We start from the raw sequence: 21,267 nt of genomic DNA on the forward strand, positions 1-21,267 counted from the left end.
ATGCGGGCGACCGGCCTCGAACTCCGAGAGCCAGCGGAACCAGCGGCACGAAGGGGACAGTAGTGAAGCGTGGGATCGTAGTCGGCGTTGCCGGTGTGGCCCTGGTGATCGCGGCCGGCGCCGGTTGTTCGAGCAACAAATCCGGTACGGGATCGTCGGGCTCATCTACGCCGGCGGCAGCAGGTCCGCTAGTTATCGTCGACGGTCAGAATCAGAACGTCAGCGGGCAGGTCACGTGCACCGCTGCGGGTGACAACACCAACATCGGCATCGGTGACCCGACCGCCGGGCTCGGCGCCGTAGTCAGCAACGGCAATCCGCCGCTGGTCCATTCGGTCGGGCTGGGCACCGTCAACGGTGTCGCGCTCGGGTTCTCCGACGCCGCCCCCAACCAGGGCGGCAGTGCGGGGGCCGCGGTCAACGGCAAGACGTGGGCGATCAAGGGCACCGCTACGGGTGTCGACATGAGCAATCCGCAGCAATCGCAGCAGGTAACCAAGTCATTCGAGTTGGACGTCACCTGCCCGTAGCGCAGGCCATCGACACCCTAGGGGGACGCAGCTATGTCTATGAAACGTGTCGTCAGCGCTGCCGCGGTGGCCGCCGGCCTGAGCATCTCGGCGGCGACTCTGAACGCCGGCTCGGCCTACTCCGCGCCACTTGACCCGCCACCGCCCTGCCCGGGCTGCCACGGCGGCGGTGGCGGCGGTGGCGGCGGTGGCAACCCCGGCGGACCGGGTGGGCAGCCGGGCGGCGGCGGTGGTGGCCCCGGCGGCCAGCAGGGCGGGGGCAATACCCCGCCGCAGGGCGGCCAGAACAGCCCGCCGGCGCAAGGCGGCCAGAACAGCCCGCCGGCGCAGGGCGGGCAGAACAGCCCGCCGACGCAAGGCGGCCAGAACGGTCCGCCGGCGCAGGGCGGCCAGACCAACCCGCCGCAGGGCGGGCAGAACAGTCCGCCCCCGCAGGGCGGACCGACGAACGCACCGCCCCAGGGGGGCCAGAACACGCCGCAGCCGAATGAGCACGGCCAACCCCCGGCCCAGCCCGGGCAGAACGCGCCCCCCGGCCAGGACAACCAAAACCCGCCCCAGCCGGGGCAGAACACCCCGCCGAACGAGCCTGGTCAGAATCCGCCGCCGCAGGGTGGGCAGACGAATGCCCCGGCGAACACCCAGAACCCGCCGCCGAACGAGCGGCAGCGGTATGCGTCGCTCAACCCGCCGAGCACTCAGCCGCCGCACCCGCCGTACGTTCCGCCGCGCGGGGTGTATGCCAGCGGCAATGCGGAGATCGGCGGACCAGTGGGTCTCGACACGGGCTTCAGCGTCGTGGGCCACGGGGCGCCCCCGCCGCCGCGCCAGCACGGCTACGGCTGGAACGACGGCCCGGCCCCTGGCCACCCGCCGCCGCACTGGGAGGGCCCGCCGCCTCCGGGTGGCTGGAACGGTCCGCCGCCTCCGGGTGGCTGGAACCGGCCGTGGGCCGGCCCGCCGCGTGACGTGGCTGTGGCCCGGGCCGACTTCGGACCGTTCAACTACAACACCTTTACCGTCATCCCGGTCTTCAACTGGCAGTACGGCGGGTGGGGTTACTGGTTCTTCGGTGTCTGGGTGCCGCTGTACTGATCGCGCACTACTGCGGATGGGCCGCCACGTAGTCCGCGGCCGGGATCGGTGACGAGGCCTCGTAGCCGATGGGCAGCAAGACGTCGCCGGCCGTCGTGCGGCAATAGACGTCCCACCGGTAGTACGCCGCGAAGGTAGCGGGATCGGCCGCGATCAGCGCCGCGTACTGGTCGACCGCGCGCACGTATTCGGTCGCCTGGTTGTAGCCATAGATGGCGCGATCCCGATCGTTGGCAAAGCCGTTGGCGGCCAGGTAGCGGCCCGCCGCCAGGATGCTGTCGCGGGGCGAGTGGATGTCGCCGCCCTGGCCGTAACCCGCGAATGTCGACGGCAAGAACTGCATGGGGCCCTGCGCGCCGGCGGTGCTCGCGCCCACGATGCTGCCGAAACGCGACTCGATGAAGTTGATCGCGGCCAGGTAACTCCAGCCGACGCCCGACTCGGATTCCGCCTGGTGGTAATCGTTGAGCAGCTCGTCGGCCGGGGCCGGCGGCTCGATGCGCCACGCCGGAAGGGTGTCTCGCACCGGGGTCAGCGCGATGAGTTGCCGACGCGCGTCGACGTTGCGGTCGTAGACATCGGCCAGCTCCGCCGGGATGCGCGGGCGCGTCGTCGCATCCCATTCGGGATGGCGAGCGATGGCGCGGTAGGCCGCCTGCTCGCGGTGCGCCGCCGCCGTCAGCGCCGGCTCTGGAGTCCCCGGGTCACGCAGCGCGCGCTCGTCGGCGACGAGGTCATCGGCCAGCTGCACGGGGTCCGACGCCAGGGTCGGCTGCGCGCCGCCGGGCGTCCCGGCATCCGCGGGCACCACTCGTGTCGGCGGCGCCAGCGGTGCGGCCGGGGTCGGCAGGGTGGCGCGGGTCGCCTCCACAGAACGCGACGCGGAACAACCGGCGAGCGCCAACATGACCGCGGCCAGGACGAGCGGCGCGGCGCGTCGGTTACGGCCCACACTGATCACGTCCGTCCATTGCCTCGATCCGTACGGCTCCGGTTGGTTGGCTCACACCGAGTCTTGCGCATCGAAGCGCGTGACATCAATGCCGATGAAGCACAGGGACTTGTAACAACGTCGTCGCACTCTCAAACTAGTTGATATGCGCGACCGCGAGACGATCGACTCAGAATTGCGGCGCATCGCCCTTGGGCGCCGATCGATCCGCGAGCAGGGCGGTCAGCCGTCGTCCCAAGAGGTCGACGAACTGCTCGACGAGCTCCTGGCCCACAGCATGGGGACACCGCTGGTGAACGCGCCTCAGGCGGGCGAGACCCAGGTGGTCGCCGGCGCCCCGCCACGGCGCAACACGAGCCGAATCATGCTCCTGCGGCGTAGCGGTCTGCTGCGCCGGCTGGGCCTGGTGGCGGCGTTGCCGCTGTCGCTGGTGGCCATCGCAGCCGCGGTGATGGCCATATTCGCCGTCCGCCACCAGGATTCAGCGGCGCAACCGACGGAAACCCCGGCGCCGGCCGCGCCACCACCCAGTCACATAGCGCCACCCACAGCAGTCCCGCGGATTGGCGTCGCCGACACGGCGTTCATCGCCGCGTTGAAGCACGAGGGCGTGCCGATTCCCAGCCAGGATTACGTGATGGCCCAAGGGCACGCGGTCTGCGACTTCCTGGGGCACCAACACAACTTTTCCGACGCGGTCGCATTCGTGCAGCGGTCGTCGATCTGGGACGCCGACCAAAGTTCCCATGTCACCGCGGGGGCCATCGTCGCCTACTGCCCTCAGTCCCTACCTACTGCGCCGGACGAGACGCAGCCGGCCTATCAGGATGCTCTCTCCGATCTGCAGGCCATCGAAGGAAAACTGCGCGACATCCAGGGCGATCTGGATAACCTTCCGGGCCACCCGTGAGCCCGGTGGGCCGCGGACCCTTCTCGTGTCTGAAACCCCTGTCCTGCAAGCAGTTATCGCACAGCGGCGAGGAGCACACGCAGCCGTGACCCTGCTGTTGCTGGTTCTCAAGTCGCGTTGATCGCCTTCGTCGTAGGCGGCACCATCGCCCTGATCGCCCGCGGGGTCAAGCGTTCACGGGCGAATAGATTGGATCCACGGTGGAAGGGACACAGTGGGCAACCCGGGTGCGAGGCGTCCGCTTTGGGCGCCATGCCCAACACACCGCTTCCCGAATGGGCCTACTGGGACGACGACGACCACGGCGAGCGTAGGGCACGCTGAAGAGGCCGATGCCGCAGAGGGAGCCCCCTGTCAGGATTGAACTGACGACCGCTCGCTTACAAGGCGAGTGCTCTACCACTGAGCTAAGGAGGCGGGGTAAAACCGGACCCAGCCTAATCGGTCACTGGTCGCTGTCGATCACGCGTGCTGAGCGCACCGCCCGCGACGAGGGGCGCCGGCGTCCCGGCAGCGGGATCCGGTCGGCGATGTTGCTCAGCGGGTTGACCACCATGGTGAGCGCGATGACGGCGTCTTGCAGGGTGGCGATGGCGGGCTCGAGCGCCTCCATCCCGGGGGTGAGCCGCGCCAGGGTGTCGGCGACGTCGGCGAGCTGGTCGAGCGGTCCGTGCTTCGCCGTCAGTTTGTCGACCAGGCCGCCTTCGCTGAGCAGCCGGTCGGCCAGCCCGTCCTCGGCCAGCAGTCGTTCGATCAGACCCTCCTCGGCGACCAGCTGATCGGCCAGCCCACCCGGCTGCAGCGTGCGCTGCAAGGCGCCGCCCTCGGCGGTCAGGCGGTCGAGCAGACCGCCCTCCGCGGTCAGCATGTCGACCACCCCGCCCGGGCGCAGCAAGCGGTCGAGCGGGCCGTCCGGGGCCACCGCCCGACCCAGCGGGGCGTCGTCGTCGAGCAGCCTGGCCAGCCGGTTGGCGCGCACGAGCGCGTCGTCGATCCCCAGCATGGACGTCATCGCGTTCGTGCCCGCGGATCCGTTCTCGCCCAAGGCCCGCTTCGCCACGCCGACGGCCGCGCTTGCCACGCCCAGGCCCGCGTCCGCCGCGGCCAGCCCGACGCGCGCGGGAGCGGTCGCCACCGACACGATGCTTTTGGCGAGGTTCATTCCTCGAGTCTATTCGCGCGCGGCCTGCGAAGAGCCGATCCGTCCCAAGGCAATGCGGTCATGTTTGGCAGACTACTTACAGACGGTTGACACTGAGCTTTCAGGAATCACACAATCTTTCCATAGGTAACTTCAAGTAAGGGACAGAAGCACCTGATGACATCGCCAACTCCCAGTGACACCAAACCCGAGGCCCGCGTCCTCGTGGTCGACGACGAGGCCAACATCGTCGAACTGCTTTCGGTGAGTTTGAAGTTCCAGGGATTCGAGGTCTATACGGCAACCAACGGCGCCCAGGCGCTGGACCGGGCGCGTGAAGCGCGTCCCGACGCCGTCATCCTCGACGTGATGATGCCCGGCATGGATGGATTCGGGGTGCTGCGACGGTTGCGCGCCGACGGTATCGACGCCCCCGCGTTGTTCCTGACGGCGCGGGATTCCTTGCAGGACAAGATCGCCGGTTTGACCCTGGGCGGCGACGACTATGTGACGAAACCGTTCAGCCTGGAGGAGGTCGTCGCGCGGTTGCGGGTCATCCTGCGGCGCGCCGGCAAGGGCGGGGCCGAACCACGCAGCGCCCGACTGACTTTCGCCGATATCGAACTCGACGAAGAAACGCACGAGGTGTGGAAGGCCGGTCAACCGGTGTCGCTGTCGCCGACGGAATTCACGCTGCTGCGTTACTTTGTGATCAACGCGGGCACGGTGTTGAGCAAACCGAAGATCCTCGACCACGTGTGGCGCTACGACTTCGGAGGTGACGTCAATGTCGTCGAGTCCTACGTGTCGTACCTGCGCCGCAAGATCGACACCGGGGAGAAGCGGCTGCTGCACACCCTGCGCGGGGTGGGTTATGTGTTGCGGGAACCGCGCTGAGCACGTGCTCGGCCAACGGCGGTAGCGAAGAATTGGGAGATGGTCACTAAGCCTCGACGTGGATTGCCGCTCCGGGTAGGGCTCGTCGCCGCCACCCTGGTGCTGGTCGCCTGCGGTCTCGCCGTTTCCGGTGTCGCAGTGACGTCGATCCTGCGGCACAGCCTGGTCAGCCGCATCGACCAGACGCTGCTCGACGCGTCGCGCGGGTGGGCGCAGGCCCCGCGGCGGCAGTCGCCCCCGCCCTACGAAGGCCCCGACCCCGGCCGGCCCCCGTCGAAGTTCTACGTGCGCGGCGTCAGCACCGATGGCACCCCGTTCACCGCCATCAACGACCGCAACGCCGAGCCGGCCCTGCCGGCCAACAACGACGTCGGTCCCAATCCGACGACGCTGCCCTCGGTGAACGGGTCGAGCATCCACTGGCGGGCCGTATCCGTGCGCGGCCCGCACGGGCTGACGACCGTGGCGATCGACCTGTCCGACCTCCAGCACACGGTCAGCTCGCTGGTCTGGCTGCAGTTCGGCATCGGGGTGGCGGTGCTGGTCTTGGTCGGGATCGCCGGCTTCGCGGTGGTGCAGCGCAGCCTGCGGCCGCTGGCCGAAGTCGAACGGACGGCCGCGGCCATCGCCTCCGGCCAGTTGGATCGCCGTGTCCCAGAACGTGATCCGCGAACCGAGGTGGGCCGGCTCTCACTAGCGCTCAACGGAATGCTCGCGCAGATTCAGCAAGCGTTGGCTTCCTCGGAATCCTCGGCCGAGAAGGCCCGCGGCTCCGAGGACCGGATGCGGCGCTTCATCACCGACGCCAGCCACGAGCTGCGGACCCCGCTGACCACCATCCGCGGTTTCGCGGAACTGTATCGCCAGGGCGCCACCCGCGACGTCGCCATGTTGTTGTCGCGGATCGAGAGCGAGGCATCCCGGATGGGCCTGCTGGTGGACGACTTGCTGTTGCTGGCTCGCCTCGACGTGCAACGACCGCTCGAACACAACCGCGTGGACCTACTGGCGCTGGCCAGCGATGCCGTGCATGATGCGCAGGCGATCGATCCCCGGCGATCCATCACGATGAAGGTCCTCGACGGTCCCGGCACGCCGGAGGTGCTCGGCGATGAACCACGAATCAGGCAGGTGCTGAGCAACCTGATCGCCAACGCCTTGCAGCACACCCCGGAGAGCGCCGACGTGACGGTGCGGGTCGGCACCGACGGCGATGACGCGGTCCTCGAAGTGGCGGACAAGGGCCCCGGCATGAGCGAGCAGGACGCGTCGCGGGTGTTCGAGCGGTTCTATCGCACGGACTCGTCGCGTGCGCGGGCCAGCGGCGGTACCGGTCTGGGTCTGTCCATCGTCGAGTCGCTGGTGCGGGCGCACGGCGGTGTCGTCAGCGTGACCACCGCTCCGGGCGAGGGCTGCTGCTTCCGGGTGACGTTGCCGCGCATCAGTGATGTGCATGCGCAGCACGCGGTTCACGCCAACTGAGCCAGGGCGGCCTTGATCTTGGTCTGGGCCTCGTCCAGTGATTCCGGTGAGGGGTTGCGGTCCACGTTGGCGAAGCCGAAGTCGCTGAGGCTGCGGGTGGGGAAGACGTGCACGTGTAGGTGGGGCACCTCCAAGCCGGCGATGATCAGGCCGGACCGTTCGGTTCTGAAGGCCTTGCACACGGCCTTGCCGATCAACTGACTCACGGTCATCACCCGGGCGAAGGCCGCGCCATCGACGTCCTGCCAATTGTCGATCTCCGCGCGCGGCACGACGAGGGTGTGCCCCTGGGTCATGGGCTCGATCGTCAGGAACGCGACGACGTCGTCGTCCTCGTAGACAAAGCGGCCGGGCAGTTCACGGTTGATGATCTTGGTGAAGATCGACGCCATGGGCACTCACTCCTCCTTGCCGAACTGCATCATCTCGAGGTTCCAGTAGCCACGCATGTTGGTGATCAGCCCGGCGTCGTTGACCTTGTAGGTGAACACTCCGCGCACCGAGCTGGTGAGGCCGCCCTCGAACTTGCTGTTGAGCACCAAGATGTGGGCGATCTCGTCGGGCGAACTCGACGGGAAGGTCTCCTCGCAGGTGATGGAGAGCTGATTGGCCGCGATGTTCGTGTCGAAGAACGCGCCGACCGCCTCCTTGCCGCGGACACCGGTGCCGTCGGGGTTGGTGACGGACTTGCCGATCGGGTCCTCGATGACGACGTCATCGGACATCAGCGCCAGCCAACCCGCCCGGTCGTGCGCCTGCACGCACCGCCACGAGGACTGCGACGCGGCCAGGGCCGGGGATGCCTGGGATTCTTGAGCTGCTGCGGCTTCGGTCATTTCTTCTCCTGTCACTGGTGTGCGCACACCGTTCGTTCGTGCGCCGATTGCGTTGGGGCGCAAGGAAGGAGCTCGACGGCGACTCGTCCGTCGCGGAGTTGAGCACGAGGTCGCGCACCGTCATGGCGCCGGTTCGTCCCGGCGCCATGAGGTGGCGGAAAGCCGGTCACTTAAAAGACGCGGCTGATGACGGGTGATTTACCGGTCGGCGTCGGTGTAGCGGATGACGCCGCGAATGTTCTTGCCGTCCAGCATGTCCTGGTAGCCGTCGTTGATCTGTTCGAGACGGTATTGGCGGGTGATCATGTCGTCCAGGTTCAGCTTGCCGGCCTTGTACATCGACAGCAGCTGCGGGATGTCGTACTGCGGGTTACCGCCACCGAAGATGGTGCCCTGCAGGTTCTTCTGCATCAGGGTCAGCATCGCCAGGTTGAGGTTGACGTTGGTGTCCAGCAGGCTGCCGATGGCGGTCAGCACGCAGGTCCCGCCCTTTTGGGTGATGTTGAGGTAGTTGTCGACGTCGGCGCCCTGCAGCTCACCGACGGTGACGACGACCTTGTGGGCCATCAGGCCGTAGGTGACCTCGGCCATGCCCGCCATCGCGGCCATGATGTCGGGGTAGACGTGGGTGGCGCCGAACTTCAGCGCCTGGTCGCGCTTCCACTCCACCGGGTCGATCGCGAAGATGTAGCGCGCGCCGGCGTTGACCGCGCCCTGCAGCGCCGCCATGCCGACCCCGCCGACGCCGACGATGGCGACGTCCTGGCCCGGCCGGATGTCCGCGGTGCGGACCGACGAACCGTAACCGGTGGTGACGCCGCAGCCGACCAGCGCGGCGACCTCGAAGGGGACCGACTCATCGATCTTCACCACCGAGCTGCGGTGTACGACCATGTAGGGGGAGAACGTTCCCAGCAGCGTCATGGGGAAGACGTTCTGGCCGCGCGCCTGGATGCGGAAGGTCCCGTCGGACACCGCGGCGCCGCCCAGCAGGCCGGCTCCCAGGTCGCACAGGTTGCGCATGCCCGCCTGACAGGTCGGACATTGCCCGCAGGACGGGATGAACGACAGCACCACGTGGTCACCGGGGGCGATGTCTTCCACACCCGGGCCGACCTCGGTGACGATGCCCGCGCCCTCGTGACCGCCCAGCACCGGGAAACCGGCCATCGGGATACCCCCGGTGACCAGGTGATGGTCGGAGTGGCACATGCCCGCCGCTTCCATCTGGATCTTGACCTCATGCGCTTGCGGGTCGCCGATCTCGATTTCCTCGATGGACCAGGGCTGGTTGAACTCCCAGATCAGTGCGCCTTTTGTCTTCACGATGGTCCTGACCCCATTTCGCCTTTGAATTGATCAGCGCTGACCGGCCCCTTCATGCCGGCCAGCTAGGTGACGGGTGCCACAGGCACCCTTGTCGCGTCAGCATAGCGCGTGCAACAAATCAAATGCTTGGTTGGCTCCCCGCCAGTGGTTCGGTCACCAGATGGGGACCGGTGCCTCGCCAAGCGGGTAGTAACCCGGCAGCTTTTCGCCGGCGAGGCTGCGCTCGATGCGCTTCTGCATGCCGTCGCTCAGGTCCCCGGACTCGATGAGCTTGCCGAACATGTACGCGACGTGGCCGAAGTCGAAGAAGTCCCGCTGCCACTCGATCAGCCGGTCGCTGTTGAGGCGGAACCAGCTGCCGCCGATGCCGTAGATCTCGTCCTGGGTGCCGTCGGCCTTGTTGACGATCTGTTTCCAGAAGCCGACGATCTCGCCCTGCTTCTCGTCGATGAGCACCTTCTGGTACTCGTACACCCAGTTCTCCAGGCCTTCCATCTCCAAACCCAAAGCGATGTCACGGATCTCGTCGACGCCCACGCACATCACGTCTTCCTTGGGGCCGATGTTCCAGCCGTAGGTGGCGTCTTTCGTGTAGAAGTCCGCCAATGGCCGCCAGTCACCGGCCTTTTCGCAGTCCTTGTTGGCCTGCAGCCAGCGGTCGACCCATGCCTCGAGATCTTCGCGCGAGTGTGACGCCATCTCAGTCTTCTTTCTCTCTGATGAACAGTGCTTGCGTTGGGCACATATCGACCGCGCGCTCGACTTCGTCGCGGGCGTCTTCGGGCGGTTCGGGGTCGATGATCTCGACCTTGCCCCGCTTGGGCACCCGGAAGTAGTCGGGCGCCTCGAGTTCGCACATGGCGTGGCCCTGACACAAATCCAGATCGGCTTCGATTCTGAATCCGCTCGGTGTTTCCCGGCCCATAGGCCTCACTCCTTACGCATTGCGCTTGCGGTAGCGGACCTTCGCCGGCCGGGCCAGCTGCACAACCATCTTCGAGTGGTCGTTGTGATAGCTGTCCGCTGGTTGCGCCATCTCGAAGTCGTACTCGCGCAGGAGAACCGAGAAGATCGCCTTGATCTGCATCTGGGCGAACGCGGCGCCGACGCAGCGGTGGCGTCCCGCGCCGAACGGAATCCAGGTCCACCGGTTGACGATGTCGGCCTGCTCGGGCTTGTTGTAGCGGTCGGGCTTGAACGCGTCGGGGTCGGGGAAGTCCTCGGCAATCCGGTTGGAGATCGCCGGGGACGCCGCGACGTAGTCGCCGTTGTGAATCGGGAAGCCCTCGACCTCGAATTCGCCCTTGGCGACCCGCATCAGGATGATCAGCGGCGGGTGCAGCCGCAGGGTCTCCTTGACCACGTTGTCCAGCTTCGGAATCGAGCGCAGCGCATGGAAACTCACCTCCTGGCCGTCGGCGTAGAGCTCCTCGAGCTCGGCCAGCACCTCGGCGTACACCTCGGGATGGCGGATCAACTCGATCAACGTCCACGCCGAGGTCCCGGAGCTGGTGTGGTGCCCGGCGAACATCAGCGAGATGAACATCCCGGTGACCTCGTCCGCGGAGAACCGCGGATTGCCGTCCTCGTCCCTGATCGACACCAGCACGTCGAGCATGTCGCGGTCGGCCTTGTCCTTGGGCGGATTGGCCAGCCGCTGGTCCATGATCTCCTGAACCAGCGCAACGAGTTTGACGCGGGCCTCGTCGCGGCGCCGGAAACTCTCGATCGGCAGGTACGGATCGACGTAGCACAGCGGATCGGTGCCGCGCTCCAGCTCGTGGTAGTACTCGGCGAACCGGTGGTCGAGCTGCTCGCGGAACTTCAGCCCGATCAGGCAGGCCGTCGAGGTGTAGATCGTCAGCTCGGCGAAGAAGTCGAGCAGCTCGATCTCGCCCTCGTCGCCCCAGTCGGCGACCATCTTCTTGACTTCGCCCTCGATGGTGCTGGCGTGACCCTTCATCTGCTCGCCGCGCAGCGCCGAGTTGTGCAACATCTCCTTGCGCCGCTCGGGGCTCGCGTCGAACACCACGCCCTTGCCGAAGATCGGCGTCATGAAGGGGTAGGCCTCGGCCTGATCCAGGTCTTCGTCGGCGGAGCGGAAGAAGAACTCGTTGGCGCCCGCGCCGGACAACAGGATGACGTGCTTTCCGGCCAGCTGAAACCAGCCGACGTCGCCGCACTCGTCACGGACGCGTTTCATCAAACCGATTGGGTCGGTGCGGAATTCCTCGAGGTGGCCGTGCTCTTCTTCACCGCCGGAAACCCGGGGCACGATCGCGGTGGTCGTCATTGTCCTGGCATCCCCTCTTCGCCGAGTGCGAGCTTCTGGCGTTCTTTGTTGTCGGTCAACGGGGCTTCGGGCTGAAGTTCCATGTTCGCGATGAAACCGCCCCGCGGTGTCTCCGCGACGAACGTGATCGCCCGCGCGAGATCGGCGGCCCGCAAGAAGTAGTCGTGGCGGGCCTGCCCCCACTTGGCCCAGTCTTCGAGTGCGGGGCCGATCTTTTCGGCGGGCAGGCTCCAGCCCATCGACGTCTTCGTCGGGCCGGGATGCACGATCGAGGCCCGCACGCCCGTGCCCTCGAGCTCCATCTGGAAGTTGGTGACCATCGCGACCAGAGCGGCCTTGGCCGCACCGTAGGCGCCCATGTGCGGGCGCTGGCGCAGGGCCACGTCGGAGCCGACGAAGATCAGGTCGCCCCGCTGCCGCTCCAGCATGCCGGGCAGCACCGCGGCGGCCAGCCGGTTGGCGCCGACGAGGTGGATCTGCAGCTGGGACTCGAATTCGTCGGTGGTGATCTCGGCGAGTTTGCCGAAGTACGTGTCGCCCGCCCCGGCCACCAGCACCTCGACATCACCGAGCGCCTCGACCGACTGTGCCACAAAGGATTTCACCGAATTCGGGTCGGTGACGTCCAGGTGGAACCCGACCGCCTCACCGCCCTCGGCGTTGATCTTGCCGACGATGTCGTCGAGCTTCTCCACCCGGCGTGCGCCCAGGGCGACCGGGAAGCCGTGCGCCGCGAGCTCGATGGCGGTGGCCTCCCCGATACCGGAGGAGGCACCGGCCACGATGGCGGGCCGGCGTTCGGGCAGGGGCTCAAAGCGGGGCATTCAGCGGACCTCCACGCGCATTGGTAGGTGGGCGAATCCGCGGACGTTGCTGGAGTGGACGCGGACGGCGTTGGCCTCGTCCACTTCATAGCCGCGGATTCGCTTGAACAACTCGGTGAGCGCCACCCGGGCTTCCATCCGCGCCAGATGCGCGCCCAGGCAGAAGTGTGCGCCACTACCGAAACTCAATAGCTTGGGCCCGATTTCGCGCCCGATCACATAATCGTCAGGGTTGTCGAAGACCCGCTCGTCACGATGGCCCGAACCGGGCAACAGCAGTAGAACGTCGCCGTCGGGAATGGTGGTGTCGTAGAGGGTGAGCTCGCCGGACACGGTGCGGGCCAGGATCTGGCTGGAGGTGTCGTAGCGCAACGTCTCCTCGACCCACAGCGGCACTCGAGACAGATCGTCGTAGACCGGGGTCAGCTGATCGGGGTTCTTATGACCCCAAAAGGCGGCGTTGGCAAGCAGTTTGGTGGTGGTCTCGTTTCCCGCGATCACCATGAGGAACATGAAGCCGAGCACCTCGTCGTCGGTGAGCCGGTCGCCGTCGATCTCGGCTTCCAGCAGCGCCGACGTCAGATCGTCCGTCAATTGCTCGCGCCGCTCGGCCACCATCTGTTGGTAGTAGACGATGAGGTTGAGGGAGGCCTCGACGGCCTCGGGCGGCACGTCGGTGACGCCCTCGTCGCGGTGCATCACCCCGTCGGCCCACGCCCGCACCTGATCCCGATCCGGCACGGGGACACCCATCAGTTCGGAGATGACGTCCATGGGCAGCTTGCCGGCGAACTCGTCGACATAGTCGACGGTGCCGTTCTTCGCCTTGGCCAGCATGGTGTCGAGGTGCTGCGTCGCGATCTCGGTGACCCGGGGTTCGAGCTCGCGAATCCGGCGCGGGGTGAAGCCCTTTGAGACCAGCGTGCGCAGACGCAGGTGGGCCGGATCGTCCATCGCGAGAAAGCTCATCGTCTTACTGGCGTGCGGGCCGCGCGACGCCGGATCCAGCGAGACGCCGTACTTGTTGGACAGCGTCGTGCTGTTGCGGAATCCCTGCAGCACATCCTGATGCCGCGACAGCGCCCAGAACTTCAGTTCCTCATTGCGATACAGCGGGGCGTCGTCGCGAAGACGCTTGTAGTACGGGTACGGATCCTCGTGGAAGTCGTAATCGTAGGGATCGAGGACGAGCTCGTGGTCGCCAACATGGACGGTCATCGCTTAGGTTCCTGCCTCTGTCTCTTGGCTTGTGTCTGCGGCGCCGGTCAGGATCAGCCGGACCACGTAGGCCAGCCGGTCGGCGATCTCGCGGTAGCTGAATTCGCCACTGCCGCCTTGGACCAGCGCACCGAAAAACGACATCTCCAACGCGGAAACGGTAGTGGGATCGGCGTTGGGGCCCATCGCGGATGTGATCCGGCGGTGGATCTCCACGCCGATGCGGTCGCGCGCGGCACGCACCGCGGGGTCCGCTCCGCCGCTGAGCAAGGCCGTCGTGCAGGCGGCGCTGACCTCGGGTTCGTCGGCGACCACCAGGGCCAGATGACGCAGCACCTGTTCCACCCTGGTGGGCATCGGGTCGTTCACGTCGGTGAAGTAGGGAACCTGCCGCACCAGGTCCAGGTAGACCTCGGCGATCAGGTGATTCTTCGAGGAGAAGTAGGTGTAGGCGGTGGCCGGTGCGACCTTGGCGCGGGCCGCTACCGCGCGCACGGTCAGATCGGCGTAGGACTTTTCACGCAACGTTTCGATGCCGGCGGCCAGCACTTTCCGGAAGGTCTCCTCTTGACGCCGATTGCGCGGCGTCTGACCGGTCTGGCGGTCGGCGTCGGAGGTGATCGCCAGGGCATCGCTGGACACATGTCCAAGCTAGTGGATGGTGTCGGCACGAAGCAAGTCCGATTCGTCAACATTGTGCTTAATCAGCCATTTTATGGCGATTCCGCGTGTCTACCGGGATCGGCTCTTGCACCGCCGCTGACCAGAAGACTATGGTTCGATCGGACGATATCGGACAACTGTCCACTAGATTGGCGTGCCGGTGCGGCCGCGCACAGACAGGAGCGGGACATGGCCTTGTTGGCCGACGGCGTGAGCGAACTCTTTATCGACGGCAAGATGTCGGCCGGCAGCGCCGGCACGTTTCCCACGGTCAATCCGGCGACCGAGGAAGTGCTCGGGGTCGCCGCCAACGCCGACGCCGCCGACATGGACCGCGCGATCGATGCCGCGCGGCGCGCCTTCGACGAGACGGACTGGTCGCGCGACACCGAGTTGCGGGTGCGTTGCGTGCGGCAACTGCGCGAGGCGATGCAGCAGCACCTCGAAGAATTGCGCGATCTGACCATCGCCGAAGTCGGGGCGCCGCGAATGCTCACCAGCATCGCTCAGCTCGAAGTCCCGGTCAACGACCTGGCGTTCGCCGCCGACACCGCCGAATCCTATGAATACCAACAGGATCTGGGTGAGGCGTCACCGATGGGCATCCCTACCAGGCGCACCATCGCGCGTGAGGCCGTCGGCGTCGTCGGCGCCATCACCCCGTGGAACTTTCCCCACCAGATCAACCTCGCCAAGATCGGGCCGGCCCTGGCCGCCGGAAACACCGTCGTCCTCAAGCCCGCACCCGACACCCCCTGGTGCGCCGCCGTGCTGGGGGAACTCATCGCCGCGCATACCGACTTTCCGCCCGGCGTCCTCAACATCGTCACCTCAGACGACCACGGCGTCGGAGCGTTGCTGTCGAAAGACCCACGGGTGGACATGGTTTCGTTCACCGGGTCGACGGCGACCGGGCGTAGCGTGATGGCCGACGGCGCAGCGACCATCAAGAAGGTCTTCCTCGAGCTGGGCGGCAAGTCGGCGTTCATCGTCCTCGACGACGCCGACCTCGGCGGCGCGGTGGGCGTAGCGGCGTTCTCGGTGTGCATGCACGCCGGCCAAGGCTGCGCGATCACCACCCGGCTGGTGGTGCCGCGGGCGAAGTATGACGAGGCCGTCTCGATCGCGGCCGCGACGATGGGCGGTATCAAGGCCGGTGACCCCACCGACCCCGGAACCATCTGCGGCCCAGTGATTTCGGCGCGCCAGCGGGACCGCATACAGGGCTACCTCGACTCGGCGATCGCCGAGGGCGGGACGTTCGCCTGCGGAGGCGGTCGGCCGGCCGACCGCGAAGTCGGCTTCTTCATCGAGCCCACGGTGATCGCGGGGCTGGGCAACGATGCTCGCTGCGCGCGCGAGGAGATCTTCGGTCCGGTCCTGACGGTGATTCCACACGACGGCGACGACGACGCGGTCCGCATTGCCAACGACTCGCCGTACGGCCTGTCGGGCACCGTGTTTGGTGCGGACCCCGACAGAGCCGCGCGGGTCGCCGCCCGGGTCCGCGCGGGCACGATCAACGTCAACGGCGGCGTGTGGTACTCAGCCGATGCGCCCTTCGGCGGTTACAAGCAGTCCGGAAACGGACGCGAGATGGGCCTGGCCGGTTTCGAGGAGTACCTGGAAACCAAAACTATTGCGACAGCGATTAACTAGAGGAGCTTGCAAGCATGCGATTCGAGAACAAGGTCGGCATCGTCACCGGGTCCGGGGGCGGCATCGGGCAGGCCTATGCCGAGGCGCTGGCCCGTGAGGGCGCCGCGGTGGTGGTCGCCGACATCAACGCCGAGGCGGCCGAGTCGGTCGCCAAGCAGATCGTGGCCGACGGCGGAACCGCGATCAGCATTCCGGTCGACGTGTCCGACCCGGCGTCGGCCAAGGCGATGGCCGACCGCACGCTGGCCGAATTCGGCGGCATCGACTACCTGGTCAACAACGCCGCGATCTTCGGGGGCATGAAGTTGGACTTCTTGCTCACCATCGACCCCGAGTACTACAAGAAGTTCATGAGCGTGAACCTCGACGGGGCGTTGTGGTGCACGCGCGCCGTGTACAAGAAGATGGCCAAGCGCGGCGGCGGGGCGATCGTCAACCAATCATCCACCGCCGCCTGGCTGTACTCGAACTACTACGGCCTGGCCAAGGTCGGCCTCAACGGCCTGACGCAGCAACTGTCCCGCGAGCTCGGCGGCCAGAAGATCCGGATCAACGCGATCGCGCCGGGCCCCATCGACACCGAGGCGAACCGGACCACCACCCCCCAAGAGATGGTCGCCGACATCGTCAAGGGTCTGCCGCTGTCGCGCATGGGGACGCCCGCGGACCTGGTCGGCATGTGCCTGTTCCTGCTGTCCGACGAGGCGTCGTGGATCACCGGGCAGATCTTCAATGTCGACGGTGGACAGATAATCCGGTCATGAGTGACGAGGTGAAGCTCGGCTACATCGGGCTGGGCAATATGGGCGCTCCGATGGCTACAAAGATGACCGAATGGCCAGGCGGGGTAACGGTTTTCGACATTCGGACCGAGGCGATGACGCCGTTGGCCGAAAAGGGCGCCGGCCTGGCCGACAGCGTGGCCGACATTGCCGTCGCCGCCGACATCATCCACATCACCGTCCTCAACGACGCTCAGGTGCGCGAGGTGGTTGGCGAGTTGGCGGCGCACGCCAAGCCCGGGACGGTCATCGCGATCCACTCGACCATCAGTGACACCACCGCCGTCGAACTCGCGGTCGAACTCAAACCGCAAGACATCCACATCGTCGACGCGCCCGTGAGCGGCGGGGCCGCCGCGGCGGCCAAAGGCGAACTCGCCACCATGGTGGGCGCCGAGCGCGAGGTCTACGAGAAGATCAAGCCGGCGTTCAAACACTGGGCGGCGATGGTCATCCACGCGGGCGAGCCGGGTGCGGGGACGCGAATGAAGCTGGCCCGCAACATGTTGACGTTCACCTCCTATGCCGCGGCGTGCGAGGCCATGAAGCTCGCCGAGGCGGCCGGGCTGGATCTGCAGGCGTTGGGCCGGGTGGTGCGGCACACCGACGCGCTCACCGGTGGCCCGGGCGCGATCATGGTGCGTGAGGACATGAAAGACCTTGAGCCGGACAACTTCCTGTACCAACCGTTCTTGCACACCCGGGGGCTGGGGGAGAAGGATCTGAGCCTGGCGCTGGCTCTGGGCGAGTCGGTGTCGGTCGATCTGCCGCTCGCGCAGTTGGCCTACGAGCGGTTGGCCGCGGGCCTCGGGGTGCCACACACGGAGAAAGAGGTGTAATGGACGAGCTGCGCAGCAAGGGTCTCGCGAAGATGAACGAGGTCTACGGCTGGGAGATGCCCAACATCGAAGGCGACGCGTACTTCGACCTGACAGTCGATCACCTGTTCGGCAGCATCTGGACCCGTCCGGGATTGTCGATGCGCGACAAGCGCATCATGACGCTGACGGCCGTGACCGCGATCGGCAATCGCGACCTGGCCGAGATCCAGATCAACGCCGCGCTCCTCAACGGTGAACTTTCCGTGACCGAACTGAAGGAGATGGCCGTCTTCCTCACCCATTACCTGGGCTTCCCCTTGGGTTCGGCCCTCAACGGCGCGGTGGACGCCGTCGTGGCCAAGCGCAAGAAGGCCGCGGCAAAGGGCGCCGGAGAAGACAAGAAGGCGAACGTCGAGGGTGCGCTGAAGATGCACTCGGGCGATAAGGGTGATTAAGCATGGCGTGAAGCCTCTTGGGCGAGCTGCACTCTCGAGCTGATAGCCAGTTTGGCGTAGACGTGGCCGAGGTGTGCTTGCACGGTGCGCGCCGAAAGAAAGAGGCGCGCGGCGATGTCTTTGTTCGAGAGCCCCTCGCTGACCAGCCTCACCACGTTGAGTTCGGCGGGTGTCAGTGAATCCCAGCCCGTCGCCGGCCGCTTACGTTCGCCGCGACCGCGCTGTGCATAAGCGATCGCTTCGTCGATTGACAGCGACTCACCCTCGGTCCATGCGTCATGGAATTCGCCCTCGCCCATGACCTCCCGCAGTGTCGCCACCGACGCGGCATAGTCGGCGTCATAGATCTTGAAGCGGACCTGGCCGGTGCGGCGGCGAGATTCGGTCGCAGCTCCGAAAAGATGGGCGGCATGTTGGTTGGCGCCGACCCGTACCGCGATTATCGCGAGACACTCGAGCACGTCGGGAACGATCCGTTGACCCTCGAGCCTCTTAGCGCGCGTGAGCGCGTCGTGGGCATCGCGTTCAGCCAGATGTGAATCCCCCTGCGCGATCCCAACGCGCGCGCGTGCGGCCAGCGCCTGCATTTGGTGCAGGCCCGGAGCCACCGACACGGCGGCATCGGCCCAACGGCGGGCCGCGGTCAGATCTCCCCGCGCCAGCGCAACCTCCGCGAGCGGGATTACGTTCACGATTGCCAGTTCGGGCTGGACGCTCAGCAGCCGCCAGGCGGTCTCGCTGGCGCTGGCTGCCGCTTCCACGTCGCCCGCGGCGAGATTCGCGACAGCCAACGCCGCATAGCCAAATCCTTGGTTGAACTCGCCGAGGTCCGCGGCGGCTTCCACGGCCGCGCTTGCGGCCGCGCACGCATCGCTCGTTTGGCCGGCGTAGGACCGCATATGGCCCAGGGAGACGAGGCTGGACATCTTCCACGTTTCGTCGTGTGCCGCGTCCGATTCGGCCACCAAATCACGGAATTCCGCAATCGCACCGGTGATATCGCCGCCCCACCACTGCGCCAAGGCCACGCACCAGCGGCACATCCTGGAGGTGTATCCGTCACCGACCGCATCGGCGATTGCGCGGCCCTCTTCACCGGCCGCACGAGCCGCTATGGCGTCACCCTTCCCGGTGACTGCTGCGAACGCCTGAAAAGCGAGAATCTGGCTCAGGCTCCAGTCGTCACCCAGCTCGCGAGCCAGTCCCAGCGCCTCATCGAGGTAAGTCTTGGCGGCCTCTGCGTCGTAGGCGGTGAGGAGGCCGCACGCGAGGAGCGCGCGAACCAGTAAGGCGGGGTCATTGAGTTCACGGGCGATGGTCAGCGCCTCTAGGGCCGTGTCCACGCGGTCGTGGATGTTCTGTGCGGCGTCGAGGGCGGCACTGTCCGCCAGGGCCCGCGCGCGAACCGTGACCGGTACTCCACTCAGGTGCGGCTTGCCGCCGGCGAGCGCTGCGTCGAACCAGGCGCGTCCTTCACGCACGCGGCCGCGGGTTAACCACAACGGCTGCAACGCCGATGCGAGCTGTATTGCTGCTACGGTTTCGCCGTTTTCCCGACACCAGGCGAACGCGGCGCGCAGGTTGTCTATCTCGGTTTCTGCTTGCTCCACGCGGTGCTGATGGCCCGACCAGCCGGGCTCGTCGAGCATGGCGGCCATTGCGGAGTAGTGGTCGCGGTGGCGCGCGCGGACGGCGTCGGCTTCGCCGGACTCGCTGAGCTTTTCGAGCGCGTACTGGCGAACCGTCTCCAGCATTCGGTATCGGGTTCCGAAGTCGCCGTCCTCTGCCGCAACGAGCGACTTGTCGATGAGCAGCGTGAGCTGGTCGAGAATCTGATAGCTCTCGACATCGCTGTCACCGCAAACCGCTTGTGCCGCATCGAGGTCGAACCCCCCGTGGAACACCGCTGCCCGGCGGAACAGGACGCGTTCCGGTTCGGTCAACAGCGCGTGCGACCAGTCGACCGACGCCCGCAGCGTCTGCTGGCGGCGAACGGCCGTGCGTGCGCCGCCGGTCAGCAGGCGGAAGCGGTTGTGCAGGCTGTCGAGGATCTGCGTCAGCGACAGCGCGCGAACTCGCGCGGCCGCCAGCTCGATCGCCAAGGGCATGCCGTCCAGGCGCTCGCAGATCTCCGCCACCGTGGCCGAGTTATGCTCAGACACAACGAAATCAGGACGTACCTGGCGTGCGCGATCAGTGAACAATGCGATCGCCTCGTCCGTCAGCGACAAGGACGGCACCCCCCAGGCGACTTCGCCCGGCACCCGGAGCGGTTCACGGCTCGTGGCGAAAATATTCACCGCCGGGCACGCCCCTAGCAACGCAACGGTCAGCGAGGAACATGCCTCGATCAGGTGCTCACAGTTGTCCAAGACGATGAGGATGTGTCGCCCGGCGATCACGTGGGTCAGGGTGTCGATCGTCGAACGCCCCACTTGATCGGGCAGTCCCAGCGCCCGCGTCACGGCGACCGGTACGACGGCGCGGTCGGTGATCGCTGCCAGATCGACGTACCACACGCCGTCCGCGAAATCGCTATCCATCCGGTCCGCGATCTGCACCGCTAGGCGCGTCTTGCCCACACCGCCCGCGCCGGTCAGCGTCACCAATCGGTTGCCCGCGACGATTTCGCGCACGGTCTTGATTTCGGCGTCGCGGCCGACGAAGCTTGTGAGCTGCACCGGAAGATGCTGCTTTCCAGTGCTTTTCGATGCGCGCAGTGGTGGGAAGTCGTTGCGCACCTCCGGATGGCACAGCTGGGTCACCCGTTCTGGGCGGGGCAAGTCCCGCAATTGGTGGGTGCCCAGATCGAGCAGCCACGCGTCGGCGGGAAGACCGTCGGCCAGCAGGTCGCTCGTCGTGGCCGACAGGACCGTCTGGCCCCCGTGGGCGAGGTCGCGCAGCCGTGCGGTGCGGTTGATGGTGGGCCCCACGTAATTTGCTTCGTCGCGCAGTTGCACTTCGCCGGTGTGCAAACCGATCCGCAGGCTGATCGGGGCAAGCGGCGCGAGCTGAAGCCGCAGCGCGAACGCTGCGGCGTCGCTGGCACGGGCGAACGCCACGACGAAGCTGTCGCCCTCGCCCTGCTCCACGGGGCGCACCCCGCCGTGCTGGGCCACCAGATCCGATACCGTGCGGTCCAGGCGCGCCACCGCGGCACCCATTTCTTCGGGCTGGGTCTGCCATAGCCGCGTCGACCCCTCGACGTCGGCCAGCAGCAACGTCACCGTTCCAGTCGGGAGCTCGCTTACGCCCAAATCACTCCACTTCAGAGGTTCCAGCGGCGGCGTTTCCGCACGTCGATCGGTGGTCTCAGTCATGTTAGCCAGCATGCGGCAATCGCAGGCAGCAAACATCAGCGCAATGGCCTAGAACGCGGC

General features: G+C 66.7%; 21 protein-coding genes and 1 tRNA gene. 9 read left to right on the plus strand and 13 right to left on the minus strand.

What is annotated here, in order from left to right:
- Positions 1-62: 62 nt before the first annotated feature.
- Together JF781_RS05160 and JF781_RS05165 are read left to right on the plus strand one after the other, a co-directional pair.
- Positions 63-530 (plus strand): lipoprotein LpqH, encoded by a 468-nt coding sequence (locus tag JF781_RS05160; RefSeq protein WP_225327887.1) that lies wholly within the window; start codon positions 63-65, stop codon positions 528-530.
- A 39-nt stretch (positions 531-569) separates the two neighbouring features.
- The gene (locus JF781_RS05165) at positions 570-1,625 is read left to right on the plus strand and encodes an MAP_0585 family protein (protein ID WP_225327911.1); all 1,056 of its coding nucleotides are present in this window, start codon (positions 570-572) and stop codon (positions 1,623-1,625) included.
- A 7-nt stretch (positions 1,626-1,632) separates the two neighbouring features.
- Here JF781_RS05165 and JF781_RS05170 read toward each other — a convergent pair whose 3' ends face one another.
- A complete protein-coding gene (locus JF781_RS05170; RefSeq protein ID WP_225327910.1) occupies positions 1,633-2,532 on the minus strand; it encodes a lytic transglycosylase domain-containing protein in 900 nt (299 codons plus the stop codon).
- 190 nt (positions 2,533-2,722) lie between these two features.
- Between JF781_RS05170 and JF781_RS05175 the strand changes: the two genes are divergently transcribed.
- Complete coding sequence (locus tag JF781_RS05175; protein ID WP_225327886.1) at positions 2,723-3,487, plus strand: DUF732 domain-containing protein; 765 nt, start codon at positions 2,723-2,725, stop codon at positions 3,485-3,487.
- A gap of 345 nt (positions 3,488-3,832) precedes the next feature.
- Here JF781_RS05175 and JF781_RS05180 read toward each other — a convergent pair.
- Positions 3,833-3,904: transfer RNA gene (locus tag JF781_RS05180), tRNA-Thr, on the minus strand.
- Positions 3,905-3,932: 28 nt separating this feature from the next.
- Positions 3,933-4,649, minus strand: coding sequence for a hypothetical protein (locus JF781_RS05185; RefSeq protein WP_225327885.1), 717 nt, complete (start codon positions 4,647-4,649; stop codon positions 3,933-3,935).
- Between the two features lie 156 nt (positions 4,650-4,805).
- Here JF781_RS05185 and phoP point away from each other — a divergent pair, with 156 nt between their 5' ends.
- Together phoP and JF781_RS05195 are read left to right on the plus strand one after the other, a co-directional pair.
- Complete coding sequence (phoP, locus tag JF781_RS05190; protein ID WP_008263800.1) at positions 4,806-5,525, plus strand: two-component system response regulator PhoP; 720 nt, start codon at positions 4,806-4,808, stop codon at positions 5,523-5,525.
- Positions 5,526-5,564: 39 nt separating this feature from the next.
- Positions 5,565-7,007 (plus strand): cell wall metabolism sensor histidine kinase WalK, encoded by a 1,443-nt coding sequence (locus JF781_RS05195; RefSeq protein ID WP_225327884.1) that lies wholly within the window; start codon positions 5,565-5,567, stop codon positions 7,005-7,007.
- Here JF781_RS05195 and JF781_RS05200 read toward each other — a convergent pair.
- From JF781_RS05200 to JF781_RS05240, 9 genes are all read right to left on the minus strand, one after another.
- Complete coding sequence (locus JF781_RS05200) at positions 6,995-7,399, minus strand: HIT family protein (RefSeq protein ID WP_225327909.1); 405 nt, start codon at positions 7,397-7,399, stop codon at positions 6,995-6,997. The genes JF781_RS05195 and JF781_RS05200 overlap by 13 nt on opposite strands.
- 6 nt (positions 7,400-7,405) lie before the next feature.
- Positions 7,406-7,843, minus strand: coding sequence for a ketosteroid isomerase family protein (locus tag JF781_RS05205; protein WP_009951973.1), 438 nt, complete (start codon positions 7,841-7,843; stop codon positions 7,406-7,408).
- A gap of 198 nt (positions 7,844-8,041) precedes the next feature.
- Positions 8,042-9,169, minus strand: coding sequence for an NDMA-dependent alcohol dehydrogenase (locus JF781_RS05210; protein WP_225327883.1), 1,128 nt, complete (start codon positions 9,167-9,169; stop codon positions 8,042-8,044).
- 156 nt (positions 9,170-9,325) lie between these two features.
- The gene (locus tag JF781_RS05215; RefSeq protein ID WP_225327882.1) at positions 9,326-9,871 is read right to left on the minus strand and encodes a nuclear transport factor 2 family protein; all 546 of its coding nucleotides are present in this window, start codon (positions 9,869-9,871) and stop codon (positions 9,326-9,328) included.
- Position 9,872: 1 nt separating this feature from the next.
- A complete protein-coding gene (locus JF781_RS05220; RefSeq protein ID WP_225327881.1) occupies positions 9,873-10,097 on the minus strand; it encodes a ferredoxin in 225 nt (74 codons plus the stop codon).
- A 12-nt stretch (positions 10,098-10,109) separates the two neighbouring features.
- Complete coding sequence (locus JF781_RS05225) at positions 10,110-11,465, minus strand: cytochrome P450 (RefSeq protein ID WP_225327880.1); 1,356 nt, start codon at positions 11,463-11,465, stop codon at positions 10,110-10,112.
- On the minus strand, positions 11,462-12,289 hold the full coding sequence (locus JF781_RS05230) for an SDR family oxidoreductase (RefSeq protein WP_225327879.1): 828 nt from the start codon (positions 12,287-12,289) through the stop codon (positions 11,462-11,464). The genes JF781_RS05225 and JF781_RS05230 overlap by 4 nt, the downstream gene beginning before the upstream one ends.
- Complete coding sequence (locus tag JF781_RS05235) at positions 12,290-13,507, minus strand: cytochrome P450 (protein ID WP_225327878.1); 1,218 nt, start codon at positions 13,505-13,507, stop codon at positions 12,290-12,292.
- Positions 13,508-13,510: 3 nt separating this feature from the next.
- Complete coding sequence (locus tag JF781_RS05240) at positions 13,511-14,149, minus strand: TetR/AcrR family transcriptional regulator (protein ID WP_225327877.1); 639 nt, start codon at positions 14,147-14,149, stop codon at positions 13,511-13,513.
- A gap of 210 nt (positions 14,150-14,359) precedes the next feature.
- Here JF781_RS05240 and JF781_RS05245 point away from each other — a divergent pair, with 210 nt between their 5' ends.
- Genes JF781_RS05245 through JF781_RS05260 form a run of 4 tightly spaced genes read left to right on the plus strand, consistent with a single transcriptional unit; the run spans position 14,360 to position 17,887 of the window.
- On the plus strand, positions 14,360-15,829 hold the full coding sequence (locus JF781_RS05245; protein ID WP_225327876.1) for an aldehyde dehydrogenase: 1,470 nt from the start codon (positions 14,360-14,362) through the stop codon (positions 15,827-15,829).
- Positions 15,830-15,843: 14 nt separating this feature from the next.
- Positions 15,844-16,593 (plus strand): SDR family oxidoreductase, encoded by a 750-nt coding sequence (locus JF781_RS05250; protein WP_225327875.1) that lies wholly within the window; start codon positions 15,844-15,846, stop codon positions 16,591-16,593.
- Complete coding sequence (locus JF781_RS05255; RefSeq protein WP_225327874.1) at positions 16,590-17,450, plus strand: NAD(P)-dependent oxidoreductase; 861 nt, start codon at positions 16,590-16,592, stop codon at positions 17,448-17,450. Before JF781_RS05250 ends, JF781_RS05255 begins: the two co-directional genes overlap by 4 nt.
- Positions 17,450-17,887 (plus strand): carboxymuconolactone decarboxylase family protein, encoded by a 438-nt coding sequence (locus JF781_RS05260; RefSeq protein WP_225327873.1) that lies wholly within the window; start codon positions 17,450-17,452, stop codon positions 17,885-17,887. Before JF781_RS05255 ends, JF781_RS05260 begins: the two co-directional genes overlap by 1 nt.
- Here the strand turns inward: JF781_RS05260 and JF781_RS05265 are convergent.
- Entirely contained in the window at positions 17,884-21,219 is a 3,336-nt protein-coding gene (locus JF781_RS05265) for a LuxR C-terminal-related transcriptional regulator (protein ID WP_225327872.1), read from the minus strand. The two genes, JF781_RS05260 and JF781_RS05265, sit on opposite strands and share 4 nt — an antisense overlap.
- Between the last annotated feature and the right edge of the window lie 48 nt (positions 21,220-21,267).

Origin of the sequence: Mycobacterium sp. WUMAC-067, assembly GCF_020217485.1 — a bacterium.
In the GTDB taxonomy this organism is placed as follows: Bacteria; Actinomycetota; Actinomycetes; order Mycobacteriales; family Mycobacteriaceae; genus Mycobacterium.